Consider the following 15,822-nt stretch of genomic DNA (forward strand, 5'->3'; position numbering starts at 1 on the left):
TTGGGGCCATGCCAGTCGACCAGTCCCTCGTCGGCCGAGTCTTCCCACCCACCCGACCCTATGTGGTCACCGCGGAGGGGATCGGCACCTTCGTCGCCGCCACCGGCGGTGAGTACGACGGCGGCCCCGCTCCGGCGACGTACCCGATCGTGCTCGCGTTCGACGCGATGAACGCGTTCCTGGAGGCGGAGTCGCTCGACCTGTACCGGATCGTCCACGGCGAGCAGAAGTTCGGCTACGAGCGGCCGGTCGTGCCCGGGGACGTGCTGACCGCGACGCTGACCGTCAGCAGCCTGCGCCAGATCGGCGGCAACGACATCATCGGGACCACCAGCGAGATCACCGACGGGTCCGGTGCCCTGGTCTGCTCGACCAGCGCCACCCTCGTCCACCGAGGTGAGGCATGACCGCCCCCCTCAGTCTCGAGACGCAGACCTACACGATCACCCGCGCGGACCTCGTGGCGTACGCCGGTGCCAGCGGCGACCACAACCCGATCCACCAGGACGAGCAGGTCGCCCTCGGCGTCGGGCTGCCGGGCGTCATCGCGCACGGCATGTACACGATGGCGCTCGCGGCCCGCGCGGTCTCGTCGTGGTTCCCGGGCGCCGAGGTGGTCAGCTTCGGCTGCAAGTTCACCAACCCGGTCGTCGTCCCCGCCGAGGGTGGCGTCGACATCGAGGTCGCCGGCGAGGCGACCGAGGACGACGGGCTCACCACCGTGAAGCTGACCGTCACCTGCGACGGCCAGAAGGTGCTCGGCATGCCGAAGGCGGTCGTGCGTGCCTGAGCTGCTCGCCGACCACACCACGCTGCGGCTCGGCGGCCCCGCCGACGAGTGGGTCACGGTCACCTCGGAGGCCGACCTCGCCGCTGCCCTGGACACCGACCGCTCGGTGCTCGTCCTCGGTGGTGGCAGCAACCTCGTCGTGGCCGACGACGGCTTCCGCGGCCGCGTCGTCGAGATCGCCACCCGCGGCATCAGCCCGGACGTCGAGGACGGCGTCTCGTGCGGCGGCGTCCTGGTGACGGTCGCCGCCGGCGAGAGCTGGGACGACTTCGTCGCGCTCGCCGTCGAGAAGGAGTGGTCCGGGATCGAGGCGCTGTCCGGCATCCCGGGCTCCGTCGGCGCGACGCCGATCCAGAACGTCGGCGCCTACGGCCAGGAGGTCAGCCAGGCCATCGCCAGCGTGCGGGTCTGGGACCGCAAGCTCAACGGCATCCGCACGTTCGCCAACGCCGACTGCGGCTTCGGCTACCGCACCTCGCGGTTCAAGGCCGACCCCGGCCGGCACGTCGTGCTCGCGGTGACGTTCCAGCTCCGGCAGGGCTCCCTGGGCGGTCCGGTGGCGTACGCCGAGCTCGCCCGCGTGCTCGGCGTCGAGCTGGGGGAGCGGGCCGCGCTGGCCGACGTACGACGCGCGGTGCTGGAGCTGCGCGGCAGCAAGGGCATGGTGCTCGACCCGGACGACCACGACACGTGGAGCGCGGGCTCGTTCTTCACCAACCCGGTGATCCCGGCGGACGCCGTGCCCGAGGGCGCCCCGGCCTGGCCGCAGCCGGACGGCACCGTGAAGACCAGCGCCGCCTGGCTGATCGAGCACGCCGGCTTCGCCAAGGGGCATGGGAACGAGCGGGTCGCGCTGTCCGGCAAGCACACGCTCGCGCTCACCAACCGGGGCGGCGCCACCACCGCCGACCTGCTCGCGCTGGCGCTCGAGGTCCGTGACGGTGTGGAGCTCGCGTTCGGCATCCGGCTCGTCAACGAGCCGGTGCTGCTCGGCTGCTCGCTCTAGCGCCCCGATTCGAAGGTCCGGGTGCGCTTCGCGCAGCCCGCCCGGACACCCGACTCAGGCACTAGTCGAGCGTGCTGGTGTCGAGCGTGACCACCCACGCGATGAACGCGGCGAACGCCAGCACGCCGATGATCAGCAGCACCGTGCCGATGATGCCCATCACCTTGCCGGCGAAGGCCTGCTCGCGGCCGCTGTAGGCGCCCGGGTTCGCGTCGATCTCGCGCACCGCCTTGCCGCCGATCGCCCAGGCGAACGGTGACAGGAGCAGGGTGAGACCGCCGCAGAACAGCAGCCCGATCAGGCCGATCAGACCCAGCGCCATCGCCGTGGTCGCCGAGCTGTGCGCGGGCGGCGTCGGCGTGAAGCCGTAGCCGCCGTACGGCGGCTGGTACTGCTGCTGGAAACCCTGCTGGAAGCCCTGCTGCGGGTTCGGCTGCTGGTTCGGCGGCGGCTGGTACGGGTCGTACGGCTGCTGCGGCTGCTGCTGCGGCTCCGGGGGCGGCGGCTCGGGGTTGCTCATGGCGTCTCCTCAGTACGTCGACGTGTCGTCGAAGCCACCGCTGGCCGCGACCGCGATGATCACGATCACCGCGATGATCGCGAGCACCAGGAGGATCGTCCCGATGATGCCGAGGATGAACCCGGCCTGCGCCATCCCGCGGCCGCCGAGCTGGCCGTTCGAGCGGTCGATGCGCTTCATCGAGATCCGGCCCATGATCAGCGCGGCCGGCGCACCGAGCAGGCCGACGCCGTACAGGCACGACAGCACCAGCGCCGCGATCCCGATGATCATCGACGCCAGCCCGAGCCCCTCGGTCGGCGGAGCCACCTGGTACGGCGGGTAGCCCGGCTGTTGCGGCGGGTACCCCGACGGCGGGTAGGGCTGCTGGTAGTACGGCTGCTGCGGCGGCGCCTGGTACGGGTTGTACGGCGGCTGCTGCGGCTGCTGCGGCTGGCCGTACGGGTTCGGCGGCGGAGGCTGCTGCTCGCCGTACGGGCTCGGCTGCTCGGGGTCGGAGGAGCTCATGGGCCCATCGTGTCAGGCTCGGCGGCCAGCCATGCGTCGATGTCCGCGATGATCTCGCGCTGGAGCGTCTCGGGCGCCCTCGACGCGCGCACCGACATCCGGGCGAGCTCGGCGAGCTGGGAGTCGGGGAGCTCGTGCGCGGCGCGCATCGTGGCGTACTGGCCGGCCAGCCGGGACCCGAACAGCAACGGGTCGTCCGCGCCGAGGGCGACGGTCGCGCCGGCCGCGAGCAGCTCGGGGAGCGGCACCGACGTGAGGTCGGAGTAGACGCCCAGCGCGACGTTCGAGACCGGGCAGACCTCGAGCGCGACGCCGGCCTGGACGATCCGGTCGAGCAGCTCCGGGTCCTCGGCCGACCGGACGCCGTGGCCGAGCCGCTGGGCGTGCAGCGAGTCGAGACAGACGCGGATGTGCTCGGGCCCGCGCAGCTCGCCGCCGTGCGGCACGAGCGTCAGGCCGGCGTCCTCGGCGATGCGGAACGCACCCGCGAACTCGGTGGTGCTCCCGCGTCGCTCGTCGTTGGAGAGGCCGAAGCCGACCACGCCGCGATCGGCGTACTGCCCGGCCAGCCGGGCCAGGGTGCGGGCGTCCAGCGGGTGCCGGGTGCGGTTCGCCGCGATCACCAGCGCGATGCCGAGGCCGGTCGCCTCCGACGCGTCGCGGACCGCGTCGAGCACCAGGTCGGTGAATGCGGTGATGCCGCCGAAGCGAGCGCCGTACCCGCTCGGGTCGACCTGGATCTCGAGCCACCGGCCGCCGTCCTTGACGTCGTCCTCCGCGGCCTCGCGCACCAGGCGGCGTACGTCGCCCTCGGTGCGCAGCACCGAGCGGGCTACGTCGTACAGCCGCTGGAAGCGGAACCAGCCCTTCTCGTCGGCCGCAGAGAGGACCGGTGGCCAGTCCTCGACCAGCTGGTCCGGCAGCGCGATGCCGTCGCGCTCGGCGAGCTCGAGCAGCGTCGAGTGACGCATCGACCCGGTGAAGTGCAGGTGGAGATGCGCCTTCGGCAGCTGGTGGAGATCACGCAAGCAGTGACTCCGCCGCTGCCAGCAGCACGCACGTGGCGACGGCCTCCATGGCACCGGTCACCTCGGCGAGCGTCGGGAACGACGGCGCCAGGCGGATGTTGGTGTCGTCGGGGTCGTTCCGGTACGGGAAGGCCGAGCCGGCCGGAGTCAGCGCGACGCCGGCGTTCTTGGCCAGCTCGATCACGCGGGTCGCGGTGCCCGGCAGCACGTCGAGGCTCACGAAGTAGCCACCGCGCGGCTCGCTCCACGTCGCCACGCCGAGCCCGCCGAGCTGCTCGCTGAGGATCCGCTCGACCTCGGCGAACTTCGGCGCCAGTAGGTCGCGGTGCTTGCCCATGTGCTCGCGCACGCCGTCCGGCGAGCCGAAGAACTCGAGGTGGCGCAGGTGGTTGACCTTGTCGGGGCCGATCGAGCCGAGACCCAGGTTGTCGTGGAACCAGGAGACGGTCTCGGCGGAGCCGCCGACGAACGCGACGCCGGCGCCGGCGTACGTGATCTTCGACGTCGACGCGAACACCACCGGCCGGTGCGGGTGACCCGCGACGGCGGCCAGCGACACGATGTCGGCGCTCTTGGTCTCGTCGCGCGTCAGGTGGTGGAGCGCGTACGCGTTGTCCCAGAAGATCTTGAAGTCGGGCGCGGCGGTCGGCATCGACGCGAGCCGCTCGGCGACCTCCTGCGTGGTCACCTGGCCGGTCGGGTTGGCGTACGTCGGCACCAGCCACATGCCCTTGATCGTCGGGTCGTCGGCGACCAGCGCCGCGATCGCGTCGGCGTCCGGGCCGGTGTCGGTCATCGCGACCGGGATCATCTCGATGCCGAACCACTCGAGCAGCGTGAAGTGCCGGTCGTAGCCGGGCACCGGGCAGACGAAGCGGACCTTCTCCTCGGCGCCCCACGGGCGCTCCGAGTCGACGCCGCCCTTGAGCCAGAGGTACGACAGCACGTCCTTCATCAGCGTGAGGCTGGAGGTGCCCTGGGCGGACAGCTGAGCGACCTCGAGGCCGAGCAGGTCCGCGAACATCTCCCGCAGTGCGGTCACGCCGGCGAGGCCGCCGTAGTTGCGGGCGTCCACCCCGTCGGGCGTCGTGGTCGTCGTCGGCAGCGCGAGCAGGCCGTCGGAGAGATCGAGCTGCTCGGCGGACGGCTTGCCCCGCGTGAGGTCCAGCTTCAGGCCGGAGGCGACGAGCGCGTCGTACGCCGTCTGCTGGGTCGCGCGGAAGGACTCGATGTCGGCGCGGGAACGCTCTGTCAGCGGCGGGGAGAGGGGCTGCGTGCTCACGCGCCCATCGTGTCAGAGAGACTGGGTCCGAGGTCCACGGGGTATCGGCTCTCGATATCGGCTCCGGCAGCCGGTTTGGACGCAGCCTTCCTCGACCCCGTAGACTCCATCACTGGTGGATTCCCACAGGCTCAGTCATGCCCTCGCAGGGCTAGGCGGCACGTGGGTGGGCCACCGCGCAGGTCGCTGCGAAGGGCACTAGCTCAACTGGCAGAGCATCGGTCTCCAAAACCGAAGGTTGGGGGTTCAAGTCCCTCGTGCCCTGCAAAGGGAAATGGTCGAACGGTCTACAGGGAGCAGGTGAAGGACGTGTCGGACAGCAAGGCAGTCCGAGGTTCGCGGGGCGGGAACGCCGAGAAGCGGACCAGCCTTCCGACGTTCTACCGTCAGGTGGTCGCGGAGCTGCGCAAGGTCGTCTACCCGACCCAGGAGCAGCTGATCACCTACTTCATCGTGGTGATGGTGTTCGTGATCGCGATGATGGCGATCGTCTCGGCGCTCGACCTGGGCTTCGGAAAGCTCGTCTTCGCGATCTTCACCGGCCCGTCCAACACGTGATTCCGGCTGCCGCCGGATGACTCGGATAACTCAGCAGCAAATCGACGTTGATGGAGCAGTACGTGTCTGAGCAGGAGTACGACTCGGTGGAGACCGAGGAGACCGCGGTCGACCCGACCCTCGAGGACCAGTACGGCGAGCCCAACGACGGGCCCGACGTCGAGGACGACCCGCGTCTGGACGCCGAGGTCACCGGCGAGGACACCGACGCCGACCTGGGGCTCGACGACCACGAGGCGGCGGGCAGCTCGATCGAGCTCTCCCACGCCGAGGGTGACGAGGCTCCCGAGGACTCCGACGGCGACGCGGACGACGACGCGGACGTCGACGACAACGACCCGCTCGAGGTCTTCCGCCGCGAGCTGTGGGCCAAGCCCGGTGACTGGTTCGTCGTGCACACCTACTCCGGCATGGAGAACCGGGTGAAGTCGAACCTCGAGAACCGCATCATCTCTCTCAACATGGAGGACTACATCCACGAGATCGTGGTCCCCACCGAGGAGGTCGCGGAGATCAAGAACGGCCAGCGCAAGATGGTGCGCCGGACCGTCCTCCCCGGTTACGTCCTGGTCCGCATGGACCTCACCGACGAGTCCTGGGCCGCCGTGCGGCACACCCCGTCGGTCACCGGCTTCGTCGGCCACAGCCACCAGCCGGTGCCGCTGTCGATGAGCGAGGTCGAGAACATGCTGGCGCCCGCCGTGGTCGCCCGCGCCGAGGCCGAGGCCGTCGCCGCCGGCGTTCCGTCCACCTCGGGTGGCGCCGTCGCGAAGAAGCCGGTCGAGGTCGCCGACTTCGACGTCTCCGACTCGGTCATGGTCGTCGACGGCCCGTTCGCCACGCTGCACGCGACGATCACCGAGATCAACGCGGAGTCGCAGCGCGTCAAGGCGCTCGTCGAGATCTTCGGCCGCGAGACGCCGGTCGAGCTGTCGTTCTCGCAGATCCAGAAGGTCTGAGGCCCTGCCCGGAGCTCGCTCCGGGCAGGAGAGCCGAGAGATCGAGGAGCGTCGGCGTGACCCCGAGCGAAGCGAGGGGGCGCGCGACGCGTCTCGAGATCCAGGAGACCGGGATTTCGCGTATCGGCGAACCCGCAGCACAATAGACAGGTTGCCCGGCTCGCGAGCCGGGCGGCAGCAGCAGGTGGCAGGGGCCCACTCGTGGGCCTCGTCATGACCACGAGACAGAAAGAGAAGCAGCATGCCTCCCAAGAAGAAGATCGCCGCACTGGTCAAGGTGCAGCTCCAGGCCGGCGCCGCGACGCCCGCCCCGCCGGTCGGTACCGCTCTCGGTCCGCACGGTGTGAACATCATGGAGTTCTGCAAGGCGTACAACGCCCAGACCGAGTCCATGCGCGGCAACGTCATCCCCGTCGAGATCACCATCTACGAGGACCGTTCCTTCACCTTCATCACGAAGACCCCGCCGGCCGCGGAGCTCATCAAGAAGGCCGCCGGCCTGCAGAAGGGCTCGGGCGTCCCGCACAAGGAGAAGGTCGGCAAGCTGACCAAGGACCAGGTGCGCGAGATCGCTCAGACCAAGCTCCCGGACCTCAACGCCAACGACATCGACGCCGCCATGAAGATCGTGGAGGGCACTGCCCGCTCGATGGGCGTCACGACCGACTGAAACGTGGGAGAGCCGCGCTGGCTCGCTAACCACATCTCCTGAAAGCAGAGGAACATCATGCAGCGCAGCAAGACCTACCGCGCGGCGGCCGAGACGTTCGACAAGGACGAGCTCTACGCCCCGCTGGCCGCGATCAAGATCGCGAAGAACGGCAGCAAGAAGAAGTTCGACGAGACCGTGGACGTCGTCATGCGTCTCGGCGTCGACCCCCGCAAGGCCGACCAGATGGTGCGCGGCACCGTCAACCTGCCGAACGGCACCGGCAAGACCGCTCGCGTCCTCGTGTTCGCGAACGCCGACAAGGCCGAGGCCGCCCGTGAGGCCGGCGCCGACTTCGTCGGTGGCGACGAGCTGATCGAGAAGGTCGCCGGCGGCTGGCTCGACTTCGACGCCGTGGTCGCGACCCCGGACATGATGGGCAAGGTCGGCCGCCTCGGCCGCGTGCTCGGTCCGCGCTCGCTGATGCCGAACCCGAAGACCGGCACCGTGACGCCGGACGTGGCCAAGGCCGTGTCCGACATCAAGGGCGGCAAGATCGAGTTCCGTGTCGACCGCCACGCGAACCTGCACTTCATCATCGGCAAGGCCTCGTTCTCCGAGGTCCAGCTCGCGGAGAACTACGCCGCGGCGCTCGACGAGGTGCTGCGTCTCAAGCCGTCCAGCTCCAAGGGCCGCTACATCAAGAAGGTCAGCATCTCGACGACCATGGGCCCCGGTGTCCAGGTCGACCCGAACCGCACCCGCAACATCGCGGCCGAGGACGACGCCCAGGCCTGATCCACGCGCCACGTCGAAGGCCCGCCACCCGTCAGGGTGGCGGGCCTTCGCCGTCGTCGGTCGAGCTTGTCGAGACCCCCGCAGCCGATGCAGGGCGGCGGGGTCTCGACGACGCTCGCTGGCGCTCGCTGCTCGACCTACGACGTCGCGATTTGGCGCCGGGTCGGCTCCCCCCGTACTGTTCTCCACGAAACCAAAGACCGCCGGTTGTCCTCCTGCGCCAGCAGGAAGACCGAAGGCCCGTAGCGATACGGACGACCTGCGCAGGATTCAGAGCAAGTTCCAACGCCCTGAGCCTGTGCTCGGGGCGTTCGTCTTTCTCCGGGGCTCCGCGGTGGTCACCACCGAAAGGACACCCATGGCGCGGGCAGACAAGCAGGCGGCCGTCGCGGACATCGTTGAGTCGTTCAACGATTCCGCCGGTGCCGTGCTGACCGAGTACCGCGGTCTCACCGTGAAGCAGCTGCAGGACCTGCGGCGCTCCCTCGGTGCGAACGCCGACTACGCCGTGGTCAAGAACACGCTGGCCAAGATCGCCGCCAATGAGGCGGGCATCTCCGGCTTCGACGACCTGCTGACCGGTCCGACCGCTATCGCCTTCATCAACGGCGACGTGGTCGAGGCGGCCAAGGGTCTGCGTGACTTTGCCAAGGCGAACCCCACCCTGGTCATCAAGGGTGGCGTCCTGGACGGCAAGATCCTCGACGCGAAGGAGGTCGCCAAGCTGGCCGACCTCGAGTCGCGCGAGGTGCTCATGGGCAAGCTGGCCGGCGCGATGCTCGCGTCGCTCAGCCAGGCCGTCTACCTGCTCAACGCCCCCCTCGCCCAGGCCGCCCGTCTCGCGGGTGCGCTCCAGGCGAAGGCCGAGCAGGACCCCTCGATCCTCGCAGGTGGTGCCGGTACGCCGGTCGCCGCCGAGGAGGCTCCGGCCGAGGCAGCTGCCGAGACCGAGGCCCCCGCTGACGAGGCTCCCGCGGCTGAGGAGGCTCCCGCTGAGGAAGCCCCCGCTGCCGAGGCCGAGACCTCCGATGAGGGCGAAGCCACCGAGGCCTGAGCTACCGCTCAAGCCGACGTAACCACCACCTGAAACCCCGGCTCACCGCGACAGCGGTCAGGGCCACCGAATGGAAGGAAACGCCACCATGGCGAAGCTCAGCACCGACGAGCTCCTCGACGCGTTCAAGGAGATGACGCTGATCGAGCTCAGCGAGTTCGTGAAGCAGTTCGAGGAGACCTTCGGCGTCACCGCCGCTGCCCCGGTTGCCGTTGCGGCTGCCCCGGCTGCGGGCGGCGCGGGCGGCGACGCCGCTGCCGCGGGCGGCGACCAGGACGAGTTCGACGTCATCCTGGAGTCGGCCGGCGACAAGAAGATCAACGTCATCAAGGAGGTCCGCGCGCTGACCTCCCTCGGCCTCAAGGAGGCGAAGGAGCTGGTCGAGGCCGCTCCGAAGCCGATCCTCGAGAAGGTCGCGAAGGACGCTGCGGAGAAGGCCAAGGAGGCCCTCGAGGGCGCCGGCGCCACCGTCACCCTCAAGTGACGTCTTTCTGACGCACCTCTTCCACGAGGGGCGGTCCACCCGATCCGGGTGGGCCGCCCCTCGTCGCATTTCCGAGTCGTGGGTTCCTGGCGGAGCCAGGAACCCACGACCAGGCGAGGAGATTGAGGAGCATCGGCCGGGCGCTCGCTGCTCGACCACCGGCGGTCCAGACCCCAGGTGTAACCGCCACCACACGGGGAAGGAAACCCGCGCGTAACTTCGCGCCACCGGTCGCGTTGTTACCCAGCAGTGGGGGAGTGGTGGGGAGTGTCAGGCGGGCCCGACCCGGGAATCGGAGCGCGCGGGGTGTCGTAGGAGGGACAGGCGGGTCATGGGTGTCGAGATCAAGGTCGAGAACCTCAGCAAGTCGTTCGGCAAGCAGCTGATCTGGGGCAACGTGTCCCTGACCGTGCCGGCCGGAGAGATCTGCGTGATGCTCGGGCCGTCCGGTACCGGCAAGTCGGTGTTCCTCAAGACCCTGATCGGGCTGCTCAAGCCCGACGAGGGCTCGATCGTCATCGAGGGCACCGACATCGCGACCTGCTCCGAGAAGGAGCTCTACGAGATCCGCAAGCTGTTCGGCGTGCTGTTCCAGGACGGCGCGATGTTCGGCTCGATGAACCTCTACGACAACGTCGCCTTCCCGCTGCGCGAGCACACCAAGAAGTCCGAGTCCGAGATCCGCGACATCGTCATGGAGAAGATGGACCTGGTCGGTCTCATCGGTGCCGAGGACAAGCTCCCCGGCGAGATCTCCGGCGGCATGCGCAAGCGCGCCGGCCTGGCTCGCGCCCTCGTCCTCGACCCGGAGATCGTGCTCTTCGACGAGCCGGACTCCGGCCTCGACCCGGTGCGCACGGCGTTCCTGAACCAGCTGATCGTCGACCTCAACGCCCAGATCGACGCGACGTTCCTCATCGTCACCCACGACATCAACACCGCGCGCACCGTTCCCGACAACATCGGCCTGCTCTACCACCGGCACCTCGCGATGTTCGGACCGCGCGAGATGCTGCTCTCGTCCGAGGAGCCGGTGGTCCGCCAGTTCCTCAACGCCCAGCGGGTCGGCCCGATCGGCATGTCGGAGGAGAAGGACGCCGACGAGCTCGCCGCCGAGGAGGGCCAGGAGCTTCCGCCGCTGCCGCCGATCCCGCTGCAGCTCGACCCGTCCAACGGCATCGCCCGGCGCAGCCAGCGCCCGCCGGGCGAGTGGTGCCGCGAGAACGGCGTCACCCCGCCTCCGGGGTCGTTCGAGCAGAACATGACCATGGTGACCGGGAGCTGATCGCATGTCGTCCCTGACCGCGAGCCGCGTGCTCGCTCCGGTCGGGACCGCCGGCAACCTGTTCGCCTTCGGTCTCGACGTGGCGCGGAGCCTCTTCCGGCGCCCGTTCCAGATGCGGGAGTTCATCCAGCAGGCGTGGTTCATCGCTTCCGTCACGATCATCCCGACCGCGCTGGTCGCGATCCCGTTCGGTGCGGTGATCGCGCTGCAGGTCGGCGGACTGATCAAGCAGTTCGGCGCCCAGTCGTTCACCGGCTCCGCCGCGGTGCTCGCGGTGGTCCGCGAGGCCGGGCCGATCGCCACCTCCCTGCTGATCGCCGGCGCCGCCGGCTCCGCGATCGCGGCCGACCTCGGTGCCCGCAAGATCCGCGAGGAGCTCGACGCGATGATGGTGCTGGGCATCGACCCGATCCAGCGCCTCGTGGTCCCGCGCGTCCTCGCCTGCATGCTCGTGGCGGTCTTCCTCAACGGCCTGGTCAGCGTCGTCGGCGTCGCCGGTGGCTACGTCTTCAACGTCGTCCTCCAAGACGGCACACCAGGGGCCTACCTGGCGAGCTTCACCGCGCTCGCCCAGCTGCCCGACCTGTGGCAGGGGATGCTCAAAGCCCTGGTGTTCGGCCTGATCGCGGCGGTCGTCGCCTGCTACAAGGGCATGAACGCCAAGGGCGGCCCGAAGGGCGTCGGCGACGCGGTGAACGAGTCCGTCGTCATCACGTTCATGCTCCTGTTCGTCGTCAACTTCGTGATGAGCGCGATCTACTTCCAGCTCGTCCCACCGAAGACGGGTTGACCACGCCATGGCCAACATCCGTGCGGTGTACGACAAGCCCGCCCGTTTCCTCGACCGCCTCGGCGAAGAGCTCGCGTTCTACGTCAAGGCGCTGTCGTGGACCCCGCGGACCATCCGTCGCTACAAGAAGGAGGTCCTGCGGATCCTCGCCGAGGTGACCCTCGGCTCGGGTGCGCTGGCCGTGATCGGCGGCACCGTCGGTGTCATCACCGCGATGTGCTTCTTCACGGGCACCGAGGTCGGCCTCCAGGGGTACGCCGCGCTCAACCAGCTGGGCACCGCGGCGTTCTCGGGCTTCGTCTCCGCCTACTTCAACACCCGTGAGATCGCGCCGCTGGTCGCCGCGATCGCCCTCGCGGCCACGGTCGGCTGCGGCTTCACCGCCCAGCTCGGCGCGATGCGGATCTCCGAGGAGATCGACGCGCTCGAGGTGATGGCGATCCCGTCGCTGCCGTTCCTCGTGACCACCCGCATCATCGGCGGCCTGATCGCGATCGTCCCGCTGTACGTCGTCGGCCTGCTCGCGTCGTACTTCGCGACCCGGCTGACCGTCACCCAGTTCTTCGGTCAGAGCACCGGCACCTACGACCACTACTTCAACCAGTTCCTGCCGCCCGGCGACGTGCTGTGGTCCTTCGGCAAGGTCCTGGTGTTCGCGGTCGTCGTGATCCTGATCCACTGCTACCACGGCTACAACGCGTCCGGTGGCCCTGCCGGCGTCGGCGTCGCGGTCGGCCGCGCCGTGCGCACCAGCATCGTCGCGATCAACGTGATCGACCTGTTCCTGTCGATGGCGATCTGGGGCGCTACCACCACCGTCCGGCTGGGTGGGTGACCGATGCGCCGTACCCCCGGGCACAAGCTCCTCGGCGTCGTGTTCATCTGCCTCCTGCTGGCAGGTGTCTACTTCACGTACGCCATCTTCACCAAGAAGTACGCCGAGTACGACGAGGTCACGCTCAAGACCTCGACGATCGGCCTCCAGCTGCCGATGCGCGCGGACGTCAAGATCCGCGGTGTCCTGGTCGGCGAGGTGCTCGGCTTCGAGCCGACCGCCGACGGCGCGGAGGTGAAGCTGGGACTGTTCCCGAGCGAGGTGGACACGATCCCGGAGGACGTGTCCGGCGCGATCGTGCCGAAGACGCTGTTCGGTGAGAAGTACGTCGCGCTCCAGGTGCCCGACGAGCCGTCGTCCGAGCCGATCGCGGCCGGCGACGTCATCGAGCGCACCGAGGTCTCGACCGAGGTCGAGCAGGTGCTGTCCGACCTCTACCCCCTGCTGCGCACGGTGCAGCCCGCCGACATCAACATGACGCTGAACGCGCTCGCCACCGCCCTCGAGGGCCGCGGCGACCAGATCGGCGAGAACATCGAGACCGTCGACAGCTACCTCAAGCGGCTGAACCCCCAGATCCCGCAGCTCATCGACGACCTGCGCCTGACCGCCCGGACGTCCGACACCTACGCCGCGGTGATGCCGCAGATCGCCGACATCCTCGACGACACCGTGACCACCACCGGCACGCTCGAGGACCGCGAGGACAAGCTCAACGCGCTGTTCGTCGACGTCACGAGCTTCTCCGACACCGCGCGCGGGTTCCTCGAGCAGAACGGCGACAACCTGATCCGGCTCGGCGAGGTGAGCCAGGAGCAGCTCGCCGTGTTCGCCAAGTACGCCCCCGAGTTCGAGTGCCTCACCCGGGGCATCGTGACCGCCGGATCCCGTCAGGCCGAGGCGTTCCGCGGCTTCGTCCTGCACATCTCGCTCGAGACGCTCCCCAACCAGCCGCGCGCGTACGGTCCGCAGGACAAGCCGCACTTCGGCGAGAACCGCGACCCGCACTGCGGGAGCCTGCCCAACCCGCCGTGGAGCCAGGACAACCCGTTCCGCAACCAGCCGAACTTCGACGACGGCGTGGACGAGCCCACCGGCAAGGGGACGGGCAGGGTCGTGCCGAACCAGTTCTTCCGCAGCTCGGCCGGCACCTCGGACGAGACGGAGCTGCTCCGCTCGCTGCTCGCGCCGGCGCTCGGGGTGAGCGCCGCCGACGTACCCGACCTCGGCCTGCTCCTGGTGGGCCCGATGGCACGTGGGGCGGAGGTGTCGCTGCGATGAAGGTCCTCGACAAGCGCACCTCCCTCGACCTCACCAAGCTGCTGATCTTCATCGTGGTCACCACGATGGCGACAGCGGTCCTGGTGATGACGATCGGCAACATCTCGTTCGCGCCGAAGAACTCCTACAAAGCCGTGTTCGTCGACGCGACCGGGGTCGTGAAGGGCGACGACGTGCGGATCGCCGGCGTGAAGGTCGGCACCGTCACGGGCGTCGACATCGTCGACCGCACGCGCGCCCGGGTGACGTTCACGGTGGACGAGTCGGCGGCTCCGAGCAAGGCGACGCACGCGGCGATCCGCTACCGCAACCTCGTCGGCCAGCGCTACATCGCGCTCACCGACGAGATCGGCGACACCGACCCGCTGGAGGAGGGCGACACGATCCCGGTCACCCAGACCTCCCCGGCGCTCGACCTCACCGTGCTGTTCAACGGGTTCAAGCCGCTGTTCCAGGCGCTGTCGCCCGCCGACATCAACCAGCTGTCGTACGAGATCGTCCAGGTGTTCCAGGGCGAGGGTGGCACGCTCGAGGGCCTGCTCGCACACACGGCCTCGGTCACCTCGACCCTGGCCAGCCGCGACCAGATCATCGGTGACCTGATCGTCAACCTCAACGAGGTGCTCGACCACGTCGGCGACCGCGATGAGCAGCTCAGCCGCCTGATCACCACGTTCCGCACGTTCGTCGGCGGTCTCGCCGACGACCGCGAGGCGATCCTCGGCGCGCTCGACGACGTCTCCGAGCTGTCGGTCGAGACCGCCGAGCTCGTCGACGGCATCCGCGAGCCGTTCGTCTCCGACATCCACCAGCTCGGCCGGCTGGCCGCGACCCTCGACGCCGGGCGCGCCGAGATCGACCGGTCGCTGCAGGTGCTCCCGATCAAGCTCAACAAGATCGGCCGCACGGCGACGTACGGCTCCTGGTTCAACTTCTACCTCTGCCACTTCCAGGGCCGCGTCCGGCTCCCCGGCGGCCAGTCCGTCCCCGTCGACTACACCACCGGCTCCGACAGGTGTGACCTCGGATGAGCACTCCGTTCCGCGAGAAGAACCCGGTCGTGATCGGGGCGGTCAGCCTCGCCGTCATCGCGCTGCTGATCCTGGCCGCGTTCCGTGCCCAGGACCTCCCGCTGATCGGCGGCGGCGACACCTACTACGCCGCGTTCAGCGAGTCCGGCGGGCTCAAGCCCAACGACGAGGTGCGCATCGCCGGGGTCCGCGTCGGCAAGGTCGAGACGGTCGCCCTCGACGGCGACCACGTGAAGGTGACGTTCCGGGTGGACACCGACTCGGAGTTCGGCGACGACACGCATGCGGCGATCAAGGTGAAGACGCTGCTCGGCGCCATGTACCTCTCGCTCGAGCCGGCCGGCTCCGGCCAGCTCGACGAGGGCGCCGAGATCCCGGTCGAGCGGACCAGCTCGCCGTACGACGTGGTCGACGCGTTCTCGGGCCTCGCCGAGACCTCGGAGCGGATCGACACCGACCAGCTCGCCGAGTCGCTGACCACGCTGGCCGACCTGACCCGCAACACCCCGGAGGAGTTCCGGGCGGCGCTCGACGGCGTGTCCCGCCTGTCGACGAACATCGCCGCGCGCGACGAGCAGATCAACACCCTGCTGAAGAACCTCGAGCGGGTCTCCAGCGTCCTCGACGAGCGCGACCAGGACATCATCGGGCTGATGCAGGACTCCGACGTCCTGTTCCGCGCGCTGGTCGCGCGCCGCGAGGCCGTGCACAACCTGCTGACCTCGACGACGAGGTTGTCGAACGAGCTGACCGCCCTGGTCGAGCAGAGCCGCGCCGACCTCAAGCCGGCGCTGACCCACCTCGAGCGCGTCGTGCAGGTGCTGAACAAGAACGAGGACAACCTCGACAACAGCCTGCGGCTGATGGCGCCGTTCTACCGCGTGTTCGCCAACACGCTCGGCGGCGGACCGTGGTTCGACACCTACATCCAGAACCTGCCGCCGGTCCCGCAGGTGGGTGGCTGA

19 protein-coding genes and 1 tRNA gene are annotated in these 15,822 nt (G+C 69.3%); 16 read left to right on the forward strand and 4 right to left on the reverse strand.

Going from position 1 to position 15,822, the window contains the following annotated elements:
• Positions 1-8 precede the first annotated feature (8 nt).
• Genes MJ604_RS00940 through MJ604_RS00950 form a run of 3 tightly spaced genes read left to right on the forward strand, consistent with a single transcriptional unit; the run spans position 9 to position 1,796 of the window.
• Entirely contained in the window at positions 9-407 is a 399-nt protein-coding gene (locus MJ604_RS00940; RefSeq protein ID WP_243056399.1) for a MaoC family dehydratase N-terminal domain-containing protein, read from the forward strand.
• A complete protein-coding gene (locus MJ604_RS00945) occupies positions 404-790 on the forward strand; it encodes a MaoC/PaaZ C-terminal domain-containing protein (protein ID WP_243056400.1) in 387 nt (128 codons plus the stop codon). Before MJ604_RS00940 ends, MJ604_RS00945 begins: the two co-directional genes overlap by 4 nt.
• The gene (locus MJ604_RS00950) at positions 783-1,796 is read left to right on the forward strand and encodes a UDP-N-acetylmuramate dehydrogenase (protein ID WP_243056401.1); all 1,014 of its coding nucleotides are present in this window, start codon (positions 783-785) and stop codon (positions 1,794-1,796) included. The genes MJ604_RS00945 and MJ604_RS00950 overlap by 8 nt, the downstream gene beginning before the upstream one ends.
• Before the next feature lie 61 nt (positions 1,797-1,857).
• Here MJ604_RS00950 and MJ604_RS00955 read toward each other — a convergent pair whose 3' ends face one another.
• Genes MJ604_RS00955 through MJ604_RS00970 form a run of 4 tightly spaced genes read right to left on the reverse strand, consistent with a single transcriptional unit; the run spans position 1,858 to position 5,133 of the window.
• A complete protein-coding gene (locus MJ604_RS00955) occupies positions 1,858-2,316 on the reverse strand; it encodes a DUF4190 domain-containing protein (RefSeq protein ID WP_243056402.1) in 459 nt (152 codons plus the stop codon).
• Between the two features lie 9 nt (positions 2,317-2,325).
• Positions 2,326-2,823: a DUF4190 domain-containing protein gene (locus MJ604_RS00960; protein WP_243056403.1), complete on the reverse strand. Its 498-nt coding sequence runs from the start codon at positions 2,821-2,823 to the stop codon at positions 2,326-2,328.
• Positions 2,820-3,851, reverse strand: coding sequence for an adenosine deaminase (locus MJ604_RS00965; protein WP_243056404.1), 1,032 nt, complete (start codon positions 3,849-3,851; stop codon positions 2,820-2,822). The genes MJ604_RS00960 and MJ604_RS00965 overlap by 4 nt, the downstream gene beginning before the upstream one ends.
• Positions 3,844-5,133, reverse strand: coding sequence for an aminotransferase class I/II-fold pyridoxal phosphate-dependent enzyme (locus MJ604_RS00970; protein ID WP_243056405.1), 1,290 nt, complete (start codon positions 5,131-5,133; stop codon positions 3,844-3,846). The genes MJ604_RS00965 and MJ604_RS00970 overlap by 8 nt, the downstream gene beginning before the upstream one ends.
• Positions 5,134-5,325: 192 nt before the next feature.
• On the opposite strand from MJ604_RS00970, the gene MJ604_RS00975 reads away from it, so the two are divergent.
• The 13 genes from MJ604_RS00975 (at position 5,326) to MJ604_RS01035 (ending at position 15,822) form a co-directional block, all read left to right on the forward strand.
• Positions 5,326-5,398, forward strand: a tRNA-Trp gene (locus MJ604_RS00975).
• 44 nt (positions 5,399-5,442) lie between these two features.
• Complete coding sequence (secE, locus tag MJ604_RS00980) at positions 5,443-5,691, forward strand: preprotein translocase subunit SecE (protein ID WP_243056406.1); 249 nt, start codon at positions 5,443-5,445, stop codon at positions 5,689-5,691.
• A gap of 50 nt (positions 5,692-5,741) precedes the next feature.
• Positions 5,742-6,650 carry a transcription termination/antitermination protein NusG gene (nusG, locus tag MJ604_RS00985; protein WP_243056407.1) on the forward strand — a complete coding sequence of 303 codons (909 nt, stop codon included), beginning with the start codon at positions 5,742-5,744 and terminating at the stop codon, positions 6,648-6,650.
• Between the two features lie 241 nt (positions 6,651-6,891).
• Positions 6,892-7,320, forward strand: a complete 429-nt coding sequence (gene rplK, locus MJ604_RS00990; protein WP_028637305.1) for a 50S ribosomal protein L11 — start codon at positions 6,892-6,894, stop codon at positions 7,318-7,320.
• A 57-nt stretch (positions 7,321-7,377) separates the two neighbouring features.
• Complete coding sequence (gene rplA, locus MJ604_RS00995) at positions 7,378-8,097, forward strand: 50S ribosomal protein L1 (protein WP_243056408.1); 720 nt, start codon at positions 7,378-7,380, stop codon at positions 8,095-8,097.
• A gap of 358 nt (positions 8,098-8,455) precedes the next feature.
• Positions 8,456-9,151: a 50S ribosomal protein L10 gene (rplJ, locus tag MJ604_RS01000; RefSeq protein WP_243056409.1), complete on the forward strand. Its 696-nt coding sequence runs from the start codon at positions 8,456-8,458 to the stop codon at positions 9,149-9,151.
• Positions 9,152-9,239: 88 nt separating this feature from the next.
• The gene (rplL, locus tag MJ604_RS01005; RefSeq protein ID WP_243056410.1) at positions 9,240-9,635 is read left to right on the forward strand and encodes a 50S ribosomal protein L7/L12; all 396 of its coding nucleotides are present in this window, start codon (positions 9,240-9,242) and stop codon (positions 9,633-9,635) included.
• A gap of 331 nt (positions 9,636-9,966) precedes the next feature.
• The gene (locus MJ604_RS01010; protein ID WP_243056411.1) at positions 9,967-10,920 is read left to right on the forward strand and encodes an ABC transporter ATP-binding protein; all 954 of its coding nucleotides are present in this window, start codon (positions 9,967-9,969) and stop codon (positions 10,918-10,920) included.
• 4 nt (positions 10,921-10,924) lie between these two features.
• Complete coding sequence (locus MJ604_RS01015) at positions 10,925-11,710, forward strand: ABC transporter permease (protein ID WP_243056412.1); 786 nt, start codon at positions 10,925-10,927, stop codon at positions 11,708-11,710.
• A 7-nt stretch (positions 11,711-11,717) separates the two neighbouring features.
• Positions 11,718-12,545, forward strand: a complete 828-nt coding sequence (locus MJ604_RS01020) for an ABC transporter permease (RefSeq protein WP_243056413.1) — start codon at positions 11,718-11,720, stop codon at positions 12,543-12,545.
• 3 nt (positions 12,546-12,548) lie between these two features.
• Positions 12,549-13,826 carry an MCE family protein gene (locus tag MJ604_RS01025; RefSeq protein ID WP_243056414.1) on the forward strand — a complete coding sequence of 426 codons (1,278 nt, stop codon included), beginning with the start codon at positions 12,549-12,551 and terminating at the stop codon, positions 13,824-13,826.
• Positions 13,823-14,857 carry an MCE family protein gene (locus MJ604_RS01030; RefSeq protein WP_243056415.1) on the forward strand — a complete coding sequence of 345 codons (1,035 nt, stop codon included), beginning with the start codon at positions 13,823-13,825 and terminating at the stop codon, positions 14,855-14,857. The genes MJ604_RS01025 and MJ604_RS01030 overlap by 4 nt, the downstream gene beginning before the upstream one ends.
• Positions 14,854-15,822: an MCE family protein gene (locus MJ604_RS01035; protein WP_243056416.1), complete on the forward strand. Its 969-nt coding sequence runs from the start codon at positions 14,854-14,856 to the stop codon at positions 15,820-15,822. The genes MJ604_RS01030 and MJ604_RS01035 overlap by 4 nt, the downstream gene beginning before the upstream one ends.

Source organism: Nocardioides sp. SR21 (genome assembly GCF_022761125.1).
GTDB lineage: Bacteria > Actinomycetota > Actinomycetes > Propionibacteriales > Nocardioidaceae > Nocardioides.

Bases quoted from the DNA above. Each gene is read 5' to 3' on its own strand.
- MJ604_RS01025 (WP_243056414.1), top strand. From the start codon at position 12,549: ATGCGCCGTACCCCCGGGCACAAGCTCCTCGGCGTCGTGTTCATCTGC.
- rplL (WP_243056410.1), top strand. From the start codon at position 9,240: ATGGCGAAGCTCAGCACCGACGAGCTCCTCGACGCGTTCAAGGAGATG.
- MJ604_RS00955 (WP_243056402.1), bottom strand. From the start codon at position 2,316: ATGAGCAACCCCGAGCCGCCGCCCCCGGAGCCGCAGCAGCAGCCGCAG.
- MJ604_RS00945 (WP_243056400.1), top strand. From the start codon at position 404: ATGACCGCCCCCCTCAGTCTCGAGACGCAGACCTACACGATCACCCGC.
- nusG (WP_243056407.1), top strand. From the start codon at position 5,742: ATGGAGCAGTACGTGTCTGAGCAGGAGTACGACTCGGTGGAGACCGAG.
- MJ604_RS01035 (WP_243056416.1), top strand. From the start codon at position 14,854: ATGAGCACTCCGTTCCGCGAGAAGAACCCGGTCGTGATCGGGGCGGTC.
- rplJ (WP_243056409.1), top strand. From the start codon at position 8,456: ATGGCGCGGGCAGACAAGCAGGCGGCCGTCGCGGACATCGTTGAGTCG.
- MJ604_RS01010 (WP_243056411.1), top strand. From the start codon at position 9,967: ATGGGTGTCGAGATCAAGGTCGAGAACCTCAGCAAGTCGTTCGGCAAG.
- MJ604_RS01030 (WP_243056415.1), top strand. From the start codon at position 13,823: ATGAAGGTCCTCGACAAGCGCACCTCCCTCGACCTCACCAAGCTGCTG.
- MJ604_RS01015 (WP_243056412.1), top strand. From the start codon at position 10,925: ATGTCGTCCCTGACCGCGAGCCGCGTGCTCGCTCCGGTCGGGACCGCC.
- rplA (WP_243056408.1), top strand. From the start codon at position 7,378: ATGCAGCGCAGCAAGACCTACCGCGCGGCGGCCGAGACGTTCGACAAG.
- MJ604_RS00960 (WP_243056403.1), bottom strand. From the start codon at position 2,823: ATGAGCTCCTCCGACCCCGAGCAGCCGAGCCCGTACGGCGAGCAGCAG.
- rplK (WP_028637305.1), top strand. From the start codon at position 6,892: ATGCCTCCCAAGAAGAAGATCGCCGCACTGGTCAAGGTGCAGCTCCAG.
- MJ604_RS01020 (WP_243056413.1), top strand. From the start codon at position 11,718: ATGGCCAACATCCGTGCGGTGTACGACAAGCCCGCCCGTTTCCTCGAC.
- MJ604_RS00940 (WP_243056399.1), top strand. From the start codon at position 9: ATGCCAGTCGACCAGTCCCTCGTCGGCCGAGTCTTCCCACCCACCCGA.